Origin of the sequence: Butyrivibrio sp. AC2005 (assembly GCF_000424145.1) — a bacterium.
Taxonomy (GTDB): domain Bacteria; phylum Bacillota; class Clostridia; order Lachnospirales; family Lachnospiraceae; genus Butyrivibrio.
This window is the reverse complement of sequence record NZ_KE384139.1, coordinates 57,298-78,470: the sequence shown is the minus strand read 5'-3', so window position 1 is coordinate 78,470 and position 21,173 is coordinate 57,298. Positions and strand designations below refer to the sequence as shown.

15 protein-coding genes are annotated in these 21,173 nt (G+C 40.0%); 14 read left to right on the top strand and 1 reads right to left on the bottom strand.

Annotated elements, in window-relative coordinates; all coding sequences use genetic code 11:
• Nucleotides 1-89 precede the first annotated feature (89 nt).
• From G602_RS0122680 to G602_RS0122630, 10 genes are all read left to right on the top strand, one after another.
• On the top strand, nucleotides 90-1,463 hold the full coding sequence (locus tag G602_RS0122680; RefSeq protein WP_049945433.1) for an MATE family efflux transporter: 1,374 nt from the start codon (nucleotides 90-92) through the stop codon (nucleotides 1,461-1,463).
• Nucleotides 1,460-2,845 carry a DNA polymerase Y family protein gene (locus G602_RS28135; protein ID WP_044933362.1) on the top strand — a complete coding sequence of 462 codons (1,386 nt, stop codon included), beginning with the start codon at nucleotides 1,460-1,462 and terminating at the stop codon, nucleotides 2,843-2,845. The genes G602_RS0122680 and G602_RS28135 overlap by 4 nt, the downstream gene beginning before the upstream one ends.
• Before the next feature lie 188 nt (nucleotides 2,846-3,033).
• Entirely contained in the window at nucleotides 3,034-5,136 is a 2,103-nt protein-coding gene (locus tag G602_RS29565; RefSeq protein WP_049945432.1) for an Ig-like domain-containing protein, read from the top strand.
• A gap of 53 nt (nucleotides 5,137-5,189) precedes the next feature.
• A complete protein-coding gene (locus G602_RS0122665; protein WP_026661078.1) occupies nucleotides 5,190-7,316 on the top strand; it encodes a M3 family metallopeptidase in 2,127 nt (708 codons plus the stop codon).
• 131 nt (nucleotides 7,317-7,447) lie between these two features.
• Nucleotides 7,448-8,269, top strand: a complete 822-nt coding sequence (locus G602_RS28125) for a class B sortase (protein WP_081676135.1) — start codon at nucleotides 7,448-7,450, stop codon at nucleotides 8,267-8,269.
• A 238-nt stretch (nucleotides 8,270-8,507) separates the two neighbouring features.
• Entirely contained in the window at nucleotides 8,508-10,457 is a 1,950-nt protein-coding gene (locus G602_RS0122650; protein ID WP_026661077.1) for a leucine-rich repeat domain-containing protein, read from the top strand.
• A 217-nt stretch (nucleotides 10,458-10,674) separates the two neighbouring features.
• Nucleotides 10,675-11,232 carry a CAP domain-containing protein gene (locus G602_RS0122645; RefSeq protein ID WP_049945430.1) on the top strand — a complete coding sequence of 186 codons (558 nt, stop codon included), beginning with the start codon at nucleotides 10,675-10,677 and terminating at the stop codon, nucleotides 11,230-11,232.
• A 372-nt stretch (nucleotides 11,233-11,604) separates the two neighbouring features.
• The gene (locus G602_RS0122640; RefSeq protein ID WP_026661075.1) at nucleotides 11,605-12,801 is read left to right on the top strand and encodes an ABC transporter substrate-binding protein; all 1,197 of its coding nucleotides are present in this window, start codon (nucleotides 11,605-11,607) and stop codon (nucleotides 12,799-12,801) included.
• Between the two features lie 137 nt (nucleotides 12,802-12,938).
• Nucleotides 12,939-13,823, top strand: a complete 885-nt coding sequence (locus G602_RS0122635; RefSeq protein WP_026661074.1) for an ABC transporter permease — start codon at nucleotides 12,939-12,941, stop codon at nucleotides 13,821-13,823.
• Between the two features lies 1 nt (nucleotide 13,824).
• Nucleotides 13,825-14,598 (top strand): ABC transporter ATP-binding protein, encoded by a 774-nt coding sequence (locus G602_RS0122630; protein WP_026661073.1) that lies wholly within the window; start codon nucleotides 13,825-13,827, stop codon nucleotides 14,596-14,598.
• 58 nt (nucleotides 14,599-14,656) lie between these two features.
• Here G602_RS0122630 and G602_RS28120 read toward each other — a convergent pair whose 3' ends face one another.
• Nucleotides 14,657-15,490, bottom strand: coding sequence for an Rpn family recombination-promoting nuclease/putative transposase (locus tag G602_RS28120; RefSeq protein ID WP_049945429.1), 834 nt, complete (start codon nucleotides 15,488-15,490; stop codon nucleotides 14,657-14,659).
• Between the two features lie 369 nt (nucleotides 15,491-15,859).
• On the opposite strand from G602_RS28120, the gene G602_RS30730 reads away from it, so the two are divergent.
• The 4 genes from G602_RS30730 to G602_RS0122605 all read left to right on the top strand — a co-directional run bounded on the left by G602_RS30730 (nucleotide 15,860) and on the right by G602_RS0122605 (nucleotide 21,112).
• Nucleotides 15,860-16,027, top strand: coding sequence for a hypothetical protein (locus tag G602_RS30730; RefSeq protein ID WP_155830051.1), 168 nt, complete (start codon nucleotides 15,860-15,862; stop codon nucleotides 16,025-16,027).
• An 87-nt stretch (nucleotides 16,028-16,114) separates the two neighbouring features.
• Nucleotides 16,115-17,848: a sensor histidine kinase gene (locus G602_RS0122615; protein ID WP_026661072.1), complete on the top strand. Its 1,734-nt coding sequence runs from the start codon at nucleotides 16,115-16,117 to the stop codon at nucleotides 17,846-17,848.
• A complete protein-coding gene (locus tag G602_RS0122610; RefSeq protein ID WP_026661071.1) occupies nucleotides 17,839-19,443 on the top strand; it encodes a response regulator transcription factor in 1,605 nt (534 codons plus the stop codon). The genes G602_RS0122615 and G602_RS0122610 overlap by 10 nt, the downstream gene beginning before the upstream one ends.
• Before the next feature lie 127 nt (nucleotides 19,444-19,570).
• On the top strand, nucleotides 19,571-21,112 hold the full coding sequence (locus tag G602_RS0122605; RefSeq protein ID WP_044933359.1) for an ABC transporter substrate-binding protein: 1,542 nt from the start codon (nucleotides 19,571-19,573) through the stop codon (nucleotides 21,110-21,112).
• Nucleotides 21,113-21,173: the final 61 nt, after the last annotated feature.

Here is a 21,173-nt window from a genome sequence, read left to right as displayed (position 1 = left end):
TTTTTTGACTATGAAAAGAGATAGGACTAATATATACAGGTAAGAATAAATTTTTATATTATAAATTTGATTTAGAAAAAGTGAGTTTTATGAACGTTTCGAAAAATAAGTATCCCAAAAACAATTTAAATATGCTTGAGGGGAGTCTTGTTGACAAGATAATCCTCTTTGCGCTTCCGCTTGCAATAAGCAGTGTACTTCAGCAGCTTTTTAATGCTGCTGATCTTGCGGTTGTGGGGCGCTTTGCCTCTCCTTTAGCGATGGCGGCAGTCGGAAGCAATTCTTCTGTAATCAATCTTATAATCAGTCTGTTTGTAGGACTTTCCGTTGGTGCGAATGCGGTCATCGCTATGCAGATTGGTAAAAACCGCAAGGATCAGATTAATGAAACGGTTCATACAGTTATAGCCCTTTCTTTGGTTGTTGGAGTACTTCTTATTTTTATAGGCGTTGTTATATCAAAGCCGATACTCGTGCTTATGGGCGCCCCGTCGGAGGTTATGGACCTCGCAATTTTGTACCTGAGGATTTATTTTTTTGCAATGCCGGCCATTATGATCTATAACTATGGCTCAGCTATATTAAGGAGTAAGGGTGACAGCAAAAGACCTTTGTATGCAATGTTTCTTGCGGGAATAATCAACATATTACTGAATCTCCTGTTCGTTGTGTTTTTTCATCTTCATGTTATTGGTGTTGCGCTTGCCACAGTATTTTCCAATATGTTTGGAGCCGGACTGGTTCTCTGGTTTCTTATGACTGAGGAGGAAACCTTCAGATTATCCTTTCGAAAGCTTGCTATTAAAAAAGAATATCTTATAAAAATGATGCAGATAGGACTGCCGGCAGGACTTCAGGGAGCAGTTTTTTCACTGTCAAACGTTGTAATACAGTCATCAGTCAACAGCTTTGGCTCGGATGCCATTGCGGGCTCAACCGCTGCGGCAAATTTTGATTTTGTATCCTACTGTGTTATGAGCGCTTTTGCCCAGTCTGCAGTAACCTTCACCAGTCAGAACTACGGTGCGGGAAAATTTGACAGATGCAAAAAAGTGTTCAGAATATGCCTGACAGGTGGAATTGCTTCCTCAGCGGTAGTGGTATTTTTATTTGTGACCTTCAGATATCAGCTGATACAGCTTTTTACCACAGAGCCAAAGGTTATAGAATTTGCCATGATACGAATAATGACAGCATTCATACTGCATTTCCTTATTGGTTCTTATGAAGTAAGCGGTGGTTGCCTTAGAGGTATGAATCATTCACTATTGCCTGCCATGATATCGATTTTCGGAACCTGTGTATTCAGACTCTTTTACGTTTTTGTATACATTTCAAGGGTGCATACCTTTGATGCACTTTTCAGAGTTTACCCTTATTCTTGGATACTCACCGGAGTAGTAACACTTTCCGCATACTTTTATATTCGGAGTAAGATGTTTAAGAAAGCAGAGAATGCATGACCCAAATTATTTTTCATATAGATGTCAATTCCGCCTTCCTCTCATGGTCCGCGGTAAAAAGATTAAAAGAAAACCCAAACGCACTGGACCTTAGGACAGTTCCTTCAGTAGTCGGCGGTGATATAAAGACAAGGCACGGAATAGTTACGGCAAAATCCATTCCTGCCAAGAAATATGGTATCCAGACTGCCGAACCCATTGCAAGCGCACTTCAGAAGTGCCCTAAGCTGGTGGTGGTTTCTTCTGATTTTCATACTTATAAAGAATATTCCCATGCGTTTATTGAAATACTTCGAAGCTATTCCGAGATATTAGAGCAGGTGTCGATAGATGAAGCGTATCTTGATGTCACAGAGCTTTCAGGAATGAATGTGAGAAAGCATCTTCTTGAGAGTGTTGGGGATATATTTGGAGTTATCGAAACGAACTATGCTGACAGAAACGAATCTTCTGAAAGCAGGATTCGGAATGAAATCATTGCTAACCCTGAATTTGACCAAAGTTATCCTCTTAATATTGCTGCCGCCATAAGATATGAAATTAGGACAAAGCTTGGATTTACAGTTAATGTTGGAATTTCAACCAATAAACTCCTTGCAAAAATGGCAAGTGATTTTACTAAGCCTGACAGGACACATTCACTTTTTCCTGATGAGGTTCAGGCCAAGATGTGGCCGCTTGATATAGGAGATCTGTACGGATGTGGTAAGAAAAGTGCTGAGAAGCTAAGAGGCGTGGGGGTAAGAACAATCGGAGATGCTGCAGTTATGGACCTCGACCTTTTGAAATCACAGCTAGGGGAAAAGGGTGGTGAATATATTTACAGAAGCGCCAACGGAATAGGCTCCGTTACAGTGCATCCTGAGCGCGAGGATGCAAAAAGCTACTCCAACGAGACCACAATGTCGAATGATATCACTTCCGATAATTATGATTCGGATATGCCACCTGTTGTGCGATATCTTGCTGATAAGGTTTCCGGAAGACTAAAGAGAGATGGTGTCTTTGGCGGAACAATCACTGCGCAGGTTAAGACTTCTGATTTCAAGCGTTTTTCAAGACAGCTAAAGCTGTCGGAATCAACCGATGATGCTGATGTGATATATGAAAATGCAATGCTTCTTTTAGGAAATCTCCTTACAGGTGAGAACGGAATTTTCGAAGAAGGTATTGGTGTCAGACTTGTGGGCGTCGGAGTTGATAATCTGGATAACGGCGAGTACCGGCAGGGGAATCTTTTTGACTGGATGACCACAGGTCAGGCTGAGGTTAAAGAGGAAAAACTCAAGGAAGAGAAGCGTGAAAAACTGGGGGAGATGGAGCGCCTTATAAAATGGAAGTTTGGTGATGGTGCAATAAAGAAAGGATTAAGTGACGGCTGAGAGTTTTCTTGGCCGTTTATTTCATTGAAAATATATTTATAAACATTTTCTAAACTTTATGAAAAACTAAGAAACAATTGGCTACACACATATACAGCTATTTATTGTAAGGTTAAAATTATTATTGTCACGGACTTATATCAACGAAAAGTCGTTAATATAAGAAAATCTTTTGAAGGGGGTTTTTCATGAAGAGAAGTTTAAAAAACAGAATACGTAGTGCTGTTTGTATGCTTATAGTCTTCGTACTTGTAGCATCGGGCATTCCTTTTGTGGAAGGAACCGGTCCTGTAACCGCCAGGGCTGCTTCGAGGCATCCTGCCTGCGGACACAGAGTTGTAGAAGTACCAAAGGTACTTGAGCCTGTAGAACTTGATGAAGAGACTGCCGGAGAGTTTAATCGTGCAGCTTTACTAAGTCCAGCATATAAGCTCGGTGAATATGCTAATCTTTTATCGGATAATGAAAAGGAAATATATAAGCTGTATTTAGGTGCGATTGAGAATTATGCTCCTTATGGTACTGATCTACAGACAGCTTTTGATAAATATGGCTATTTGATGGAAATAAGTGCATCTACTTTTAGTCTAATACAAAATACAGCTGACTTTACAACTTTATATAATCATATGACTGAGGCAACTGTTTATGATCATATAGATAAAGTTCAGTTTATGATGTGTAAGATGACCACTATTAGCCTTTATTATCGTGGAGCAAAGTATTATGCAAAAATGGCAGCGATAGCAGGGACTGCTGATAATTATTCTGCTATGAACCAGAAACTGGTAAATGCAAGAACAAGGCTTCTTAGCAGTTTGCCGCTTGATGGAAAGACAGATGAAGAAATAGAGCTTATTATTCATGATGCGCTGATTGATAATGTTACATATTTTGAACCATACCTAAGCGTGCCTCAGCAACATACTTGTTTTACAGCTTATGGTGCATTGGTGGATGGAAGCGCAGTATGTGATGGTTATGCCCAGGCATTTGCATATTTGCTTCAGGCAAAGAATATTGATGCCATTGTGGTTACCGGTGGTATTGGTGATAGTGAAGCAACGGCGAAAAATAACGGTCATGCCTGGAACAGGGTGAAAATAAGGTCAGATTGGTATGAAGTAGATACTACCTGGGATGATGACGATGATCCTCAGAATGAAGAAAAAAGGCATGAATTATTTAATATAACCACTGATACAATCACAGCGCAATGGAAACATCTAAGAGTAGACCCTTATTTGGGAAGATACATGGATCAACCTGCTGCAACAAAAACGACCTACACATATGACTATATGAAGCAGCATCATCATGATTCAACAATAAATACACATGCGACTTCTATTACAACAAATATGTCCTCAGCAAATATAAAGAAGGGTGAAACAGTTACTGCAACAGCAACTATTGTACCTGCAAATGCTACAAATAAATATGTAAAATGGCTTACTTCCGATGCATCAGTTGCTGATGTTGACGGCGGAGTTATAACAGGTAACTCATCAGGAACCGCGACTATAACTGCCGTAGCGGGATCCAATACGAATGTAAAGGCTACAATAAAGGTTACAGTACATGTACCGGTAACGGGATTAGCTCTTGATAAGAATGACCTTTCAATGAAGGTAGGCGATAGCTCTACGCTTACGCCGATTATTACCCCTGCTGATGCTGATAATAAAGACATCATATGGACTTCAGCTAATCCTGGAGTAGCAAGTGTAGAAAATGGTATCGTAAGTGCTCTTAATTCCGGAACAACGACGATAACTGCCACTTCTGCAGAAAATGGAACAATTACAGCAACCTGTAAGGTTACGGTTTCCAAAAAACAGGGAACAGACATTGTCATAGGATCAGGCAAATCAGCCAATACCTACAGGGTTTTAGAGGGTGCAGGAAACAATGTTTCTTATGAAGGCTGTGCAGATAAGAAAGTAAAGTCATTGACTATTCCTTCTGAGATAACTGATGAGAACGGTGTTAAGTACACAGTTAAGGAATTAGGTAAGGGCGCACTCAAGGGACGTAAGAAGCTTAAAAAGCTTACTATTCCTGCAACGGTTACAGTAATCAGAAAGAAAGCCATGAAGGATTGCGGCAAACTCAAGAAAATAGTATTTGAAGGAGATACACTTGAAAAAGTAGAAAGCGGTGCTTTGTCCGGAATTGCTAAGGATGCCAAAATTACCATTAAGTCTTCAAGCAAGTCAAAGTATAAGAAGATTGTAAAGAAATTAAAGAAGGCCGGCGCAAAGAATGCAAACTTTAAGCGCAAGAAGTAGTAGATAGTTTCTGTATGTGATAGACAGATGCGGAGGAAGTGAGGAGGAAGTACATGAAGAGAAGATACTCTAAGATTGTAGCGATTGGATTGGTATCGTGTATGCTTTTTTCTGGCTGCGCAAATTCCTTCAACAGCGGCAGCGATGTACCGAATCCAGATGTGAGTGAGCCTGCTGAAGTCAAGACCTCACAGGAAGCTTCCGAAGAATCAGAAACTAACGAAACTACTGAAAAATCAGATACTATCGAGACTACAGAAAAAACAGATATTACAGGAGCTTCGGACGAATCAGATACTACCGGGGCTCCTGAAGAATCAAGTACTACTACAGCGCCTGAAGAATCTGATATCACCGAGGTTCCAACGGAGCAGCATACTGCAGGAAAATATCCTATAAAGTGGGAGCTTGATACTATCTATGCAGGTACAGATGAGTGGTACGCTGACTATGATAAGGTCATGGAGCTTCTTACTAAATACAATGATTACAGGGGTAAGCTCAATAATGCGGAAAACATATATGATTATATTGTGTTCTCCAACTTATCTGAGCTTACCAGGCTTCAGGAAAAGCTGAATGGTTATGTATTTCTTGGAGAAAGCTTAGATCCTACGTCCTCGGTTTTTAATGAATTAAATTCAAAGCTTAATGTCATGTTTACAGAGGAGAAGAAACTTTCTGCATTTGCCAATCCGGAAATTTATTCATTATCCTTAGAGGAAAGAAAAAAGATTTTTTCAGATCCGATTTTCAAGGATATGCAATACTTCATAAGGGATTACATTGATCCTGATTATAAGCCTCTGAGTGAAGAAGAGAATAACCTCATTGCTACAATGGCAAAAGGTCAGGGGTATGCAGCGAATATCTATAATATATTAAATTACGTTGAACTGCCTGATCCTAAGATAATCATGCCTGATGGCACGGAGACAGAGCTTACATCGGAATTATATAATGATATTATTTATAGCAGTGATTACGACGAGGATTTTAAGGCAGAGGCCAACAAGATAATTATTACAAAGTATAAAGGATTAACAAATACTTTGACTGCCCTGCTTGAAGAAAATTGTCAACAGGCATATGCGGGGGCACAGATTTACGGCTATGATACGACATTGGAATCTGCAATGGCCCAGTACGATTTGGACACCGCAGTATTTGATATGCTTATTGATGCTGCCCACGATGGAACAGAAGATTACCAAAGATATCTTAATATCCATAAGAAGGGGCTGGGATTAGATAAGCAATTCCCATTTAATTTGGCAACTTATGTATCGGATTTTAATCCCGGGAAAATTGAGTATGATGCAGGGGTAGACGAAGTTATAGATGCTCTTTCAATATTGGGAGATGACTATACAGATTTGTTTACTGAGATTATTTCCAGCGGACAGGTTGACGTGTATCCCAATGATACTAAGAGTACAGGTGCTTTTCAGACGAAGTTTAGTAATGGATATCTGCCATGGGTGCTTTTTAACTACACCGGTTATTCAAACGATGTGAGCACGATTGCACATGAGATGGGACATGCAGTTTATTCAGAGCTTGCAACCCGAAATCAGCCTGTTCAATATTCATGCCCTACGATATTTACACAGGAAGTGGCATCAACTACAAATGAACTGCTTTATTATACATATAAGATGAATAATGCCGGGGATGATGATGAAAAACTTTACTATCTTGAAAATACTTTATCCAAATTTTCAGGAACATTCTTTAGTCAGATGATGCAGTCTGAGTTTGAGGACTACCTTTACAAGCAGGTCGAAGGGGGATTTGCACTTGATGCCCAGAAACTTGGGGACAAATGGATTGAACTTCTTGACGAATATAGGGGCGATGGTGTAACAAATTTTCCTGATAATAGATACCAATGGGCAAGTATGGAACATTTATATGCTGTCTATTATATGTATCAGTATGCGGCAGCTATTGCTTATGGAGCTTCAATAGCTGAAAGAATCACCTCCGGTGAAGAAGGTGCAGCAGAAGAATATAAAGCTTTCCTGAAACTCGGAGAAAGCGCATCTCCCGTGGAGCTTCTCAAGGAAGCAGGAATTGATCCTCTTTCAAAAGAGACTTATGATTATGCCCTCCAATACTATAAGAAGCTGGTTGACGAGTATGAAAGGCTTGTTGATGAAAAGCTAAGTAAAAAATAACTGAGAAAAGATACTGTGAAATTATAAAGTCTTGAACTCTGTATTATTGAAAAGTAAAATGAAGGATAAGAAAGGGGCAATAGTTACTTTTGCTCCTTTTATTATGATATGGGGACAAGATAATACAAGGTATGGAAAAGAACGAGAACAACAAAAAGAACAAGATAACGCCCTGGACGATAATCAGGGCAATAATTATTTTAGCGTTGGTCATAGTAATAGCATATGAAGGAGTGATGATCTATCGTGATCAGACGGAATATGCGGTTGCTGTTAACGAATATGATGAGCTATCTCAGACATATGTGAAAATTGAGGAAGATGCTGATGAATCTCAAAAAAATACGACAGATGATAACACATATCCCAAGCTTGATATAGACTTTGCAGCCTTAAAGGAGAAAAACCCGGATTTCATTGGATGGCTTTATTTTCCGGCGTTTTCCGAAATAAATTACCCGGTTGTTAAGGAGCAGAAGGTTGACCAGTATCTTTACAAGACCTTTGACGGAACCTCCAACAAAGCAGGCTGCATTTTCATGGATGTGCTAAGTGATAAGAACTTCTGCGGACTCAGTGATATGGTTTTCGGTCATAATATGAAAAACGGCTCCATGTTCGGATCACTAAAGACGCTTTATAAATCGGATGAAGACATTTTGAAGGATGATCCATATGTCTATGTTTACACTAAAGACAAGACATATAAGTACAGAGTTTTCGCATATTATACAACTGTTAAAGGCTCCGATAGCTATATGGAGGTAAAGGATCATGATAAGTATGATGAGTATCTTCAGTATATAAGCAGAAATTCTATGATAGACATTCCTTCGGATATCAAATTTGACGAGTATCCATCACTGCTTACACTTTCCACCTGCTCCGGTAAGACAGGGAGCGGAAGACGCTTTGTTGTTCATACTGTGAAAGTTGAGACTTACGAAAACTAAAAAAATCAAGCCATGTGGTTGCACTTTTATGAAAAAAGTGACTACATGGCTTTTTTTGTTAATTATTATCAAAAAAATGACAATCATAAATTAAATAAAATCAAACGAATATATCGTTTATGCAAAATTTATGGAAATATAATAGAAAAACCTAGTACTTGGGTATACAATATCTAGTATATAAATACTGACTCAAAGATTAGTTTTGTGTCATTGACTTGAATGAGGGGGAGAGTCTATGAACAAACGAACATCCATTAAAGGGAAGGAATCTTTAATGGCGATTTTTGCATTGTCATTATTAGTTGCTTTTTCCTTATCTGCAATCAGTCCTGAGGCGTCTATCCAGGTTAGTGCTTCAGGCTATGATCTGCCAATCGGAGATCATGAAGGCGTACCTTCAAAAGAAGTCTTCAAGACAGTAAACTCTGATTACAATTCATCCGGATACGCTGTAAAAAAAGGTTCAAATACAGCCAATAATATTGAACATGGATATTATTATGGAAAACTTTCCACTGCTGAGAGGAAAGATCTTTATGATGCAATTTACATTGCATGTAACAACGCAAGGCGCCTGAAAAAGAGTGCAGCGCTTCCGGATAGTAAATCGGAAGCTGATGTTGTAAATAAAGGTGGCTACCTTTTTTATTCGGGAAGTACCAGCAGGGAAAGATACTACAACGCAGATACTCTTGAATGTAATACGGTTGTTAATGAAACCATAGAGGCGCTTTGTTATGACCACATGACAAATGTCGAATTCTATATGTGTAACTGGAACATATATGAATTCAAGACAGATGATGTCTATAAGGACTACATTATCATGCAGGAGTATACCGATGATAATTATGACGAGCTTGATAAGAAGGTAGTTTCAAAGGCAAAAGAATATGCAAATAAAGTAAAGTCCCTTGGCCTTGTAAGCTCTACTGATGTTGCAGCTACGGTTCTTAATGTGCATGACTGGTATACAAAGCAGGTTGAGTATGGTTCATCGCAGAAAACAGGCAGTACCTATTTCAATCTTTCACATACGGCATATGGTTCGCTGTGTCAGGGGCATGCAGTTTGCGATGGCTATTCTCAGGGTTATGCACTTATTTTGAAAGAGCTCGGAATAGATTCAAAAGTGATAACAGGTGTCGCGCAGCTTAAATCGGGCAATAGAGGTGGACACGCCTGGAATATTGTTAATATAGATGGCGATTGGTATGAAGAAGATACTACCTGGGCAGATACTAAAGTGACAGGTGATGCCAACAGTATAAATCATGCTTACTACAATAAGACAACAGCGCAATACTATGCAGGAATAGGAGATAATAAACATCTGAGAGAAGCGCCTTTTCTTGGAAGAGTTACTGATAAAGCATATGGGACAAAATATACCTACGAAGCATCGCTTGAACTGACAGGTGGGCAAACTACAGGTAATACAGATTCCGGAAATGATGGTTCCGGTAACAATAATACCGATAATAGTAATAGCGGAAACAGTAATACGGCAAATGATAATACAGGAAACAACCAGAATAATTCGCAGTCAGGTAACCAGGAAAGTGCTCAGACAGGTAATACATCAAATGATCCTACTGATAACAATTCAACCGAGGAAAGCAGCACAGAAAATGTTGTAGTAAATGATGCGCCTGATGCTAATGGAAATGCGGAGTCAGCACAGGCAGTTACCTGTGTTATCAGTGGCAGTCAGACAGCAGCTGTAAGTGGTGTTAAAGACAAAGCCGAGTCTGTGGTAACTATTCCTGCTACAGTACTGATCGAAGGGAAGGAATACTCAGTTACTTCGATTGAACCCGGTGCCTTTAAGGATAACAACAACCTTCAGGAGCTTCATGGAGGTGTAAATCTTACATCTATTGGCAGGGAAGCCTTCAGCAATTGTAAAAATCTTAATAGTGTGGATTTATCTGATTCAGACATACATGAGATTGGCAAGAAGGCATTTAATGGTTGTAAAAAACTAAAGAAGATAAAGCTGAACGGAGAGCATATAAAGAAGATAGGCGCTAAAGCCTTTAACAAGCTGAATAAAAATGTCAGGATCACTATTTTTTCAAAAAACAGGAAGACCTATAAAAAGCTGATTGCAAAGGTAACTAAGGCTGGAGCAAAGAAAGCACATTACAAGTATAAAAAGGAACTCGGGATAAAATATACGTGATAGTGATTCATGAAGAATAATACACAAAAATAGGAAACTTTTTTTGTGTAGTTTTCAGAAAAACAGAGTATAAGCGCTATTGAAAGAAAATAATGAAAAATGTAATCATAAATGTAATTTTGTTTGAAAAATTCATTGACAATTATGATATACATGATATCATTGTTATAGGTAATTTACAAAAAACGATTTTGTTTCTGTGACTGGAGGAACGCACATGAAGAAGTTTAGACGTGTAATAGCTACTATGGTTGCAGTCGTTATATCTCTTAATGTAATGGCTTGTGGTGCTGAGAAGGTAGCAAAAATTGATGACGTAGCTGCTCTCAGAGGAATAAATGAAGATACTGAGAACATCTACATTGATGATGAAGCAATTGCTCTTGCCGGTGAGGCTGCATCAAGTGAGGCTGCTTTGGCAGCAGCTCAGGCAGCATTCGCGCTTGTTAACCAGAAGCGTGCTGCAGCAGGTCTTGGACAGCTCTCATGGAGTGATGCACTTACACAGGCTGCACTTGTAAGAGCACAGGAGATTGTTGGAACATTCTCACATAACAGACCCAATGGAACTGCATGGTATACTGTAAACAGTAACATCATGTTCGGTGAGAACCTTGCGAAGCTTTACAACTCAGGCGATTCTGTAGTAAATGCCTGGATGGCTTCACCTACTCACGCAGCAAACATTATGGAGGCAGGCTTCAATACAGTCGGCATCGCCGTATATCAGGCAGAAAACGGCAACTGGTATTGGGCACAAGAGTTTGGATACTAATTCAAAGCCAAGCGAATAAATTAACAAGAGGCAGATTTCGAGCTCGCTCGATAATCTGCCTCTTTTAATTTATTCATTTGGCGCGAAGCGCCAACGAGGAAATGCTTGCATTTCCGAGTCTGGGCTTTGAATTAGTATCTTTGCTTGCATTTCCGAGTCTGGGGCTTTGAATTAGTATCTTTGCTTGCATTTCCGAGTCTGGGGCTTTGGATTAGTATCTTTGCTTGCATCTCCGAGTCTGGGGCTTTGAATTGCACTTACCGCTATTTTGTTGTATTATAAAAAAGTTACTTGCTGTAATAATTTACAGTAGTGAAGTGTATTGAAAAGTATTTCTGACAGACTTTTCGACGCATAAAAAGGAGGATTATTATGAAAAGAAAGATGATGGCAGCTATACTGGCTGCATCCATGATGGTTATGACTGTAACCGGATGTGGAGACAATCGTAAGGTAGCAGATGATGCAAACGAAGCGCAGAGCGCAGAAACAGCTGACAGTGCTGATACAGAAAGCTCTGAGGCAGAGGCTGAGAGCTCTGAAGAGACAACAGAAGATGCTGCTGAGGCAGAAACAGAAGAGTCAGCAGATTCTGCTGAGGAAGCTTCTGAAGAAACTTCAGAGGATGCTACAGAAGTAGAAACAGAAGAGAAAGAATACATTATTGGTATTTCACAGTTCGCAGAGCACGGCTCACTTGATAACTGCCGTGAGGGATTCCTTCAGGGACTTGCTAACGAGGGCATCGTAGAGGGAGAGAATCTCACAGTTCACTTCCAGAATGCACAGGCTGATACAGGTACTGCCAGCCAGATTTCAGATGCTTTTGTAGCTGATGGAGTGGATCTTATCTGCGGTATCGCAACACCCAGTGCTATGAGCGCATATAATTCAGCACTTGGAACAACAGTACCTGTTATTTATTCAGCAGTTTCTGATCCGGTAGCAGCTGAGCTTGCTAAGGAAGATGGAACTCCTGTTGGTAATATCACGGGAACATCTGATGCACTTGCTGTTACAGAGCAGCTTGAGATGATCAGAAAAGTGCTTCCCGAGGCTAAGAAAATCGGTATTCTATATACTACAAGTGAGACAAACTCAGAGAGCACAATCGCTCAGTACAAAGAGCATGCAGCAGAGTATGGCTTTGAGATTGTAGACAGCGGTATCAATACACTTGCTGATCTCGATATGGCTGCAGCAGACCTTGTGACTAAGGTAGACTGCATCAACAACTTAACTGATAACACAGTAGTTTCAGGACTTCAGACAGTTCTCAGCTATGCTAAGGAGCAGAAGATTCCTGTATTCGGATCTGAGGTTGAGCAGGTTAAGGTTGGATGCGTTGCAGCAATGGGACTTGATTATATTCAGCTTGGTATCCAGACAGGCGAGATGGCTGCAAAGGTTCTTAAGGGTGAGAAGGAAGCTTCCGAGATGCCTTTTGAAGTAATCAACGAGCCCAGCCTTTATGTAAATACAAAGGCAGCTGAGGAAATCGGCCTGACTCTTGATGATGACTTTGTATCCGGCGCAGCTGAAGTTTACGACAGCATCGCTGCAAACTAATATTTATAAGAAAAGCATTATAATACAGTAAAAAAAATGAAAGAATATTATAATGCAATAAAAAATGAAAGAATAAAATAAGCCTTCCCCCTCTTAGGGGGAAGGTGTCAGCGAAGCTGACGGATGAGGGTGAAAAAATGGCACTAATAGTAAGTGTCCTGGAGCAGGGATTGTGCTACGCAATCATGGCTCTCGGAATGTATATCACATATAAAATACTGGACTTCCCTGACATGACAGTGGATGGAGGTTTTCCTTTCGGAATCTGTCTTGCCGTGGTTATGATAAGAGCCGGAGTCCAGCCTATACTTACTTTACCGATATGTTTTACGGCAGGGTGCCTTATAGGAGTATGTACGGGTATTATTCATGTGGTTTTCAAGGTCAGAGATCTTCTTGCTGGAATTATCATGATGACCGGTCTGTACTCTGTGAACCTCCGAATTGCCGGCAGAGCTAATCTGCCCATGTATGATTACTACACAATATTTGATAACAGGCTTATGAACGGCATTTTTGGTTCCATTCCGGTACTTGCGAAATTCCAGTCAGTAATAATACTTGTTGTTATTACAGCTGTAGTTAAGCTTATTCTTGACTGGTATCTTAAGACCAGATCAGGACTCATGCTTCAGGCTGTAGGTGATAACGATGTTCTTGTTACTTCCATGGGCGTAGACAGAGGAAAAGTTCGCATTACAGGTCTTGCCATTGCTAACGGCCTGGTTGCACTTTCGGGTGCTATATATGCTCAGCAGCAGAGATACTTTGATGTATCCATGGGTACAGGAACTGCGGTAATAGGACTTGCAAGCGTTATAATCGGAACTGCACTTCTTAAAAAGCTTTCATTTTTCAAAGTTACAACAAGTGTTGTTATAGGTGCTATTGTTTATAAGGCCTGCGTTGCGATTGCGATCAAATGCGGACTTCAGTCAACAGACCTTAAGCTTATAACAGCGGTATTGTTCCTTGTAATTCTCATTATTACAAGAGACAGAAAGCGGAAAGTGGAGGCCTGATATGCTGGAACTAAAATCAATTTATAAAAATTACAATCCGGGCAGTGTCAATGAGATGTGCCTCTTCGATGATTTCAATCTGACAGTTCCTGACGGACAGTTTGTGGCTGTAGTTGGAAGCAATGGTTCGGGTAAGACTTCAATGTTAAACATAATCTGTGGTTCAATTCAGGCCGACAGAGGAGAGGTTCTTGTTAATGGCGTTAATATCTCCAATGAGCGTGATTATCAAAGGCACAGAACCATCGGAAGAGTTTATCAGGATCCTTCGAAGGGAACCTGCCCTTCCATGAATATTCTTGAGAATATGTCTATTGCTGATAATAAGGGCAAGAGATACGGCCTTCAGTCAGGAGTTAACCACAAGAGGAAGGATTATTACAGAGAACTTCTTAAGGGGCTAGGGCTTGGACTTGAGGATAAGCTTTATACCAAGGTAGGTTCACTTTCAGGTGGTCAGCGTCAGGCAGTTGCTCTTCTTATGAGCACCATGACGCCTCTTGAATTCCTGATTCTTGATGAGCACACCGCAGCACTTGATCCCAAGACTGCTGATATCATAATGGAACTCACCGAGAAAATAGTCAGAGAGAAGAAGGTTACAACCATAATGGTTACGCATAATCTCCGCTACGCTACGGAATATGGTGACAGACTTCTCATGATGCATGAGGGTTCAGTGATCCTTGATAAGGCAGGAGAAGAGAAGAAGAATATGAATCCGGAACAGATAATGCATCTGTTTAACGAGATAAGTGTTGAATGTGGTAACTAATTTATTAGGAGCTGTGCATTGATCAGGCACAGCTCCTTTAAAGTTACTTAATTCATTTTTAACTATCTTTATTAGTCAGATTAGCCAATAGTGCTTCGAGTTCTGCTATTCTGGCATCTTTTTCAATCAAAGAATTATCTTTTTCAGCAAGGGCATTATCCATTTCTGCCAGAGCATTATCTTTTTCAGCCAAAGCAGCATCTTTCTTTGCAAGCTCGCGTTCATATTCACCTTTCATAACATCAATATCAATTTTGGATAACATATATTCAGTCCTCCATTTCTGATTGAGACGAGCGAGTTTGACTGCATCGTCAAGCTGGCTGGTTAACTGACTACCTGCAAGCTTACCACTAAGGTAATCTAAAAAATCCTTCATTTCAACAGAAACATCATCTCTATTTCCTTTAGCACAGACAAATATCCTTGAAGTGCCATCATCCAGGATGATGGAAGAGTCTTCGTCAGCCCTTGGTCTGAAGTGATACAGATGGTATCCATATTCAGGCAGAATGTTGAATGGGCATATGAAAATTACATAACTATCCATAAGCTCGATGTAATCAGAGTTCTTTCCAAGTGCTTGAGAATCCATAATATTTTGATAGAAGCGAGATCTACGTGCAAGATTCTTATTAGATTCTACCTGCATTTCAATATCATACATTGTAGAGCCGTCATCTTCAAAATATACATCTAGACGGATGCCTTTACCATCGGGTGTGATTTCTATAGTTTGTTCACTGTTTACCGCCACCATATGGCTTATTTTTCTATTGATGATAAGCTCTACGAGCTGCTTGCATAGATTTGGATTACTTTGCATAACTTTACAAAAAATAAAGTTATTGGTAATAGTCAGCTCCTCATAATTTTGTTGTTCATTGTTCAATAAGTTTTTCTCCTTTCATTGTAGCCGAAAAGAGTGCATAAAACCACGGATTTCGACTTTATTTAATAAAATTTTTGCTTTGAAATCCTGCAGAAGAAGTATCTGCGAAAGATAAACAAGATGCATTTATCATGCGAGAGTTATAATAACATGATAAAAGTTAGATGACAACTTAAGAATATCTTAATCTGTGACAAAAGGGTGAAAATATGAATCTTAAGAAACTAAAGGATAAGAACAATGATTTTTAAAAGAACTTTAAACTAGAAGATGTCATAGAATTTTTTATTATACTTTAAGTCCTCCTTCAGCTTGATGTAATAGAAGATAAATATATTACCAATCAGAAATGAGTTCAGGAGGGGAATGATGAAGCGTTTTTTATGTCTGATAAAATCACTGGTGATGCTGACATTTATGTCTATTAGTGTATGTGCTGAATCCACTGAAGAGGAAGCTATTACAAAACAGATCAATACTTTTATGCGAGCAGTAAAAGCATATAAGCCAGCAAAGATTGATTCATGCGGAATTTAATTGATTAACACTATTATACTGACTTGATCCAATTGGTATAACTTTCTTCTGAGCAAGAGTTTTAACACTTTGCTATAATATGATTATATGAAAACAGATAAATCAAAAAAAGATTCCTTTATAAGGACCATAGCGATAGCAGCAGTAGGATATTTAGGCCTTATGATTGTTATTCTCTCAGCAGTTTGGTGGAATACCAGAAGGACGCTTGAGGACAGCGCTTCTGCGGCTCTTTCTCAGGCAAGGGAGATAGCATCCTTTGAGATTGATGAAGTCCTTAAGGCTAATGAACAGGCTTTGGCATCAGTACTTCAGAATAATGATAATATACAGGTTTTTGAGTATGGCAATGAAAACCAGAAAGCCATAGCAGCTCAGAACATGGTGCAGATACTGCAAAAGGCTGCCATGACAAGTACGGATGTGCAGACACTGGTTTTTTATGACCTTATCGGAGATACATACATAGCAAGGACTGAGCCAAATATCTCATATACAGAAACCGAGAATATTGAGAAAACTATAAGACAGCTGGTGGAGGATACTCCTGGCAATATGCCTTCCTCTTGGTTTTACCAAAAGATAGGTGAGGATAGCTATCTTCTTAGAATGTATAAGAATAAAAAGAGGATGTTGGGAGTACTTGTTAAGGTATCATATATTTCCGATGTCTACGCTCCTGAGGGAATGATTGAGTATACCCTTGTCTCCGATGTAGGGCAGATAATTCAGGAATACGGTAATGAAGAAGCTCTTCCGAGAGACTATATAAGCGGCAGATTTATAGGTACAAGCGGTTGGTCTGACAATGGGGATTTTTTTGTGACAGGCACGGATTTTGAAAGGGGCGACTTCTCTCTGTATCTTAGTATGACAAAAAGTAAGGTTTATGGAGATTTTCAGCTTCTTCAAATTATAATAATTTTCCTTATAGTTACGGCTATTGTTATGTTGGTGCTTGTAAGCGTCTATACAAGAAAAGCGGTGTACATGCCACTTCTTAATTTACTTACTTCCATGAAAAGAATCGAGAACGGAGATCAGTCAATAAGGCTTTCCGAAAATGCTGATACTGAGGAGTTCCAACAGATCAATACCAGTTTTAACCAGATGATGGATACAATCGTGAATCTCCGAATGAAGTCTTACGAGGAGAGAATCGCGTTTGATGAAGCTACTTTAAAATATGTGCAGCTGCAGATTAAGCCCCATTTCTTTTTAAATGCGCTGACAACCATCCACAGTATGTCCTATCAGGATAAAAATGAGGAGATACGAGAGTACATCGAGAGATTATCCCGTAATGTCAGATATCTTTTTAAGTCAGGCCTTCATACAGTACCGCTTTCTGAAGAGATAGAGCATGCAAGGGATTATATAGCAATGCAGGATATTCTCTATCCCGGATGCGTTTTTGATTTTATTGATATTGGAGAAGGACTTGATGATTATCCGGTTCCGCAGCTTCTTGTCCATACAATCCTTGAAAATATCTACAAGCATGCGGTATCTGTAGACAGACTTACTTCAATTCTTATTTCAGCTAAAAATGAGGATCACGATGGCGAGGAGATGTGCCATATAATTGTTGAGGATGACGGTGAGGGATATCCTGAGCAGTTCCTTAAGGATGTGAAAGACGGAAATGTTAAGGTTAAGGAGAATGGTCACGGTGTCGGACTCTGGAACCTCAAAAAGACCCTGAGTCTTATGTACAGACAGGATGATCTGATTGATTTTTCAAATAAAGATCCACACGGAAGCCGTGTGGATATGTGGATTCCTAAGAGAGTAAAGAGGCAGAGCAGCTTATGGAAGTAGTGGTAATTGATGATGATATCTCCACAGTTGATGTAATTGTTGCAAATGTGGACTGGGACAAATTTCATATAGATAAGGTACACACTGCTTATAACATTACCGGTGCTAAAAAGATTTTCAAGGAAAATGACATAAGCATAGCTGTCTGTGATATTGAAATGCCAATGGGAAGCGGTCTTGATCTTATTAAGTGGGTGAGGGAAGAAAAAATTGATGCGGAATTTATTTTCCTTACAAGCCATGAAAAGTTTGATTATGCCAGGCAGGCCATTGAATATAATGCCTCAGGATATGTTGTTAAGCCCTTCAATGCGGACAGAATGGAGGCAGAACTTACAACAGCTCTTCAGAGATTAAATGACAGGCAGGAAATTCAAAAGGCATCAAAATTCGAGGAGTTATACGCAGGAAGCATTGAGTATGTTGAGGGTTCTTTTTGGGATGATGTCCTTCAGCAGAGAATTGTGGCGGACAGGGAAATCATCAGAAAAGAAATAGCAAACAGGAAGCTTGATATAGATGCAGACAAAGCATACAGACTTTTCATAATAGCAAGTGGTAATCCGGAGCAGAGAGCTGAGAAGCTTGGAAAGGAATCCGTAGGACTATATGAAAAGGAACTGGCAGATTTCGCAGCAGATAGGGTTTGCTCAAAGCTTCAGCAGGGAAGAATAGTGAATTACCACGTAAAGAATCTTCTCTATACTGCGATAATCTGTGATGATACAGACTCGGATAAACTGCCCGAAATGGATCAGCAGTTTATTGACGAGGTGGGAGAGAGGCTTGGGAATGTCATCACGATTTACATCGGCAATTCCTGTAATATAGAAGAACTGTATGATACCAGACTTCATATTGAGGAACTCGACAGGAACAACGTCGCATCGAAGGGCAGAGTATTTCATGAAAATGATGAAATAGTTATGCTCTCTGAAAAAGAGCACATCCTTGATCAGGAGCAGATAAGACTTCTTTTAAATGAAAAAAAGAAGAAAGAGCTTCTTAATCTCCTTAAATTCAGTATGGAAAGCCTTGCCAATCAGAAAAAGCTTTCAGCGGCTACGCTTACAATTATAAAGCAGGATCTTCTTCAGATTGTTTTTGTATATCTTCATGGTAAGGGAATTCTTGCTACTCAGCTTTTTGCAAATGATGCTTTTGTTCTTTTGGAGAGTCAGTCTACAGATTCGCTCATGGATATGATGCGCTTTCAGGTGCACTTGATTTCAGGAACAATAGATTATGTTTCAGAGGTTGAGCAGTCGGATTCCATTGTCCAGAGAGCAAAAAACTATGTTCATGAGCACTACGCAGAGGACATCTCTCGAAACGAGATAGCTGAGAGCGTATTTCTCACACCGGAGTACATGGCTAAGATGTTTAAAAAGGAGACCGGTGTGAGTCTTAAGCAGTACATAAGTGATTACAGAGTTGCAATTGCAAAAGAGAAGCTTGCAAATCCTAACGTAAGGATTAGTGATGTGGCTGCAGAGGTTGGTTTTGACAATTTTTCATACTTTTCCACTGTATTTAAAAAGACCACGGGTCTTACTCCAGGTGAATATCATACTCAGACCACAGGTCAGAACTGATTAACTTAACAAATCTTAAAATTGAAAATTTATATCTTATTTTTAAAAGAAACCATATTACCTCCCTTTGTATAATGAGTTTACTTCAAAACGAAGCATTAAACACAATGTACAAAGGGAGGTAATTATGTTTAAGAAAGCAATTAGCACAATTCTTGCCGCAGCAATGACAGTTTCACTTGTTGCATGTGGTGGCGCTTCTACAGGAGAGACTCAGTCAGGCGATGCAGGTACTGCAACAGAGTCCGGTAAAGAGGTAGCAGCCGATGGAGATTACGCACAGATCACATATGCGTTCGTAACCTTCAATACAGTTCCGGATGACACTTCAGATGTAGAAGAAAAGCTTAATGAGATAACAAGAGAGAAGATTGGTGTTGAGGTACATCTGATGCCTCTTTCCATCGCTGATTACACACAGCAGGTAAGTCTTGCAGTACAGAATGGTGAGATTGATATTTTCCATACACTTGGTGATCTTGGAAACGACATCGCAAGTGATATGTGCTACGACATCACAGACATGATGGATACAGATGCAAAAGAAACAAAAGAGCTTTTTGAAGAGGAGTGGCTCAAGACAACAATGTCAGACGGAAGACTTTATGCTATTCCCACACTTAAGCCCTTCGCACTTCAGCCAATGCTCCTTTACAGAAAGGATATCGCTGATGAACTTGGTCTTGATATGGATTCAGTAAAATCTGTTGAAGACCTTACAGATATCTTTGCACAGGTAAAGAGCGCCCATCCTGAGATGACACCTCTTGCTCCTGTATCACAGGGTGACAGCGGTCTTACAAGATGGATTAAAAACATCGACTGGCTCGGAGATTCCTTCGCTTCACCTACAGGTGTACTTCAGGGCGATGATATGACAGTAACAAGCTATTATGATCTTGCTGATTTTGCGAAGTATGCAACTCTCATGAGAGACTGGTACAACAGTGATTACATTATGAAGGATGCAGCTACAACAACTTCTGCAGCAGCAGAGCTTATGTCTTCGGGTAACTATTTCTGCTACTCAGCATCTTACAGCTATCCTCTTGAGGATACAGCAGCTTCACTTTCAGCTCCTTCAGGTTATGAGCTTGGTGCAATTGCTCTGGGTGATGCTTATCTTGATACATCTTCAATGAATGCAGTAGCACAGGTTATAGCTTCAACTTCCGAGAATCCTGATGCTGCACTTAAGTTCCTGAATCTTACATATACAGATGCTGATGTTATCAACACAATGCTCTATGGTATTGAGGGCAGAGATTACGTTAAGAACGATGACGGAACAGTTTCTTATCCCGAAGGACAGGATGCTGCTACAGTTCCTTACACAGCACAGCTCTCATGTGGTGTCCTTGGTAACTTCTTTATTCAGTGGCCTCTTGAAGGCTCCGGCTCAGAGGAATCACTTAAGTGGGAAGATGAGCAGAACCACAACGCTCCTTCATCACCTGCAATGGGATTTACCTTTGATGCATCAGGTGTTCAGACACAGTACACAGCTGTCAGCAACGTGATACAGCAGTATCTGCCCGGTATCGCCTGCGGTTCTGTGGATACAGAGTCAGCACTTGCTGAGTTCAGACAGGCACTTAAGGATGCAGGCTACGATGACATCCTTGCAGAGAAGCAGACACAGCTTGATGCATGGCTCGCAGCACAGTAACACTACTCAAAGCCTTCCTTAAAAGGGGAGGGAAACTACTCAAAGCCTTCATTAAAAGGGG

Coding starts and splice junctions, on each gene's coding strand:
- G602_RS30730 (WP_155830051.1), top strand. CDS start 15,860: ATGAAGCGTTTTTTATGTCTGATAAAATCACTGGTGATGCTGACATTT.
- G602_RS28135 (WP_044933362.1), top strand. CDS start 1,460: ATGACCCAAATTATTTTTCATATAGATGTCAATTCCGCCTTCCTCTCA.
- G602_RS0122650 (WP_026661077.1), top strand. CDS start 8,508: ATGAACAAACGAACATCCATTAAAGGGAAGGAATCTTTAATGGCGATT.
- G602_RS0122680 (WP_049945433.1), top strand. CDS start 90: ATGAACGTTTCGAAAAATAAGTATCCCAAAAACAATTTAAATATGCTT.
- G602_RS0122645 (WP_049945430.1), top strand. CDS start 10,675: ATGAAGAAGTTTAGACGTGTAATAGCTACTATGGTTGCAGTCGTTATA.
- G602_RS0122665 (WP_026661078.1), top strand. CDS start 5,190: ATGAAGAGAAGATACTCTAAGATTGTAGCGATTGGATTGGTATCGTGT.
- G602_RS0122640 (WP_026661075.1), top strand. CDS start 11,605: ATGAAAAGAAAGATGATGGCAGCTATACTGGCTGCATCCATGATGGTT.
- G602_RS28125 (WP_081676135.1), top strand. CDS start 7,448: ATGGAAAAGAACGAGAACAACAAAAAGAACAAGATAACGCCCTGGACG.
- G602_RS0122630 (WP_026661073.1), top strand. CDS start 13,825: ATGCTGGAACTAAAATCAATTTATAAAAATTACAATCCGGGCAGTGTC.
- G602_RS0122635 (WP_026661074.1), top strand. CDS start 12,939: ATGGCACTAATAGTAAGTGTCCTGGAGCAGGGATTGTGCTACGCAATC.
- G602_RS0122605 (WP_044933359.1), top strand. CDS start 19,571: ATGTTTAAGAAAGCAATTAGCACAATTCTTGCCGCAGCAATGACAGTT.
- G602_RS0122610 (WP_026661071.1), top strand. CDS start 17,839: ATGGAAGTAGTGGTAATTGATGATGATATCTCCACAGTTGATGTAATT.
- G602_RS0122615 (WP_026661072.1), top strand. CDS start 16,115: ATGAAAACAGATAAATCAAAAAAAGATTCCTTTATAAGGACCATAGCG.
- G602_RS29565 (WP_049945432.1), top strand. CDS start 3,034: ATGAAGAGAAGTTTAAAAAACAGAATACGTAGTGCTGTTTGTATGCTT.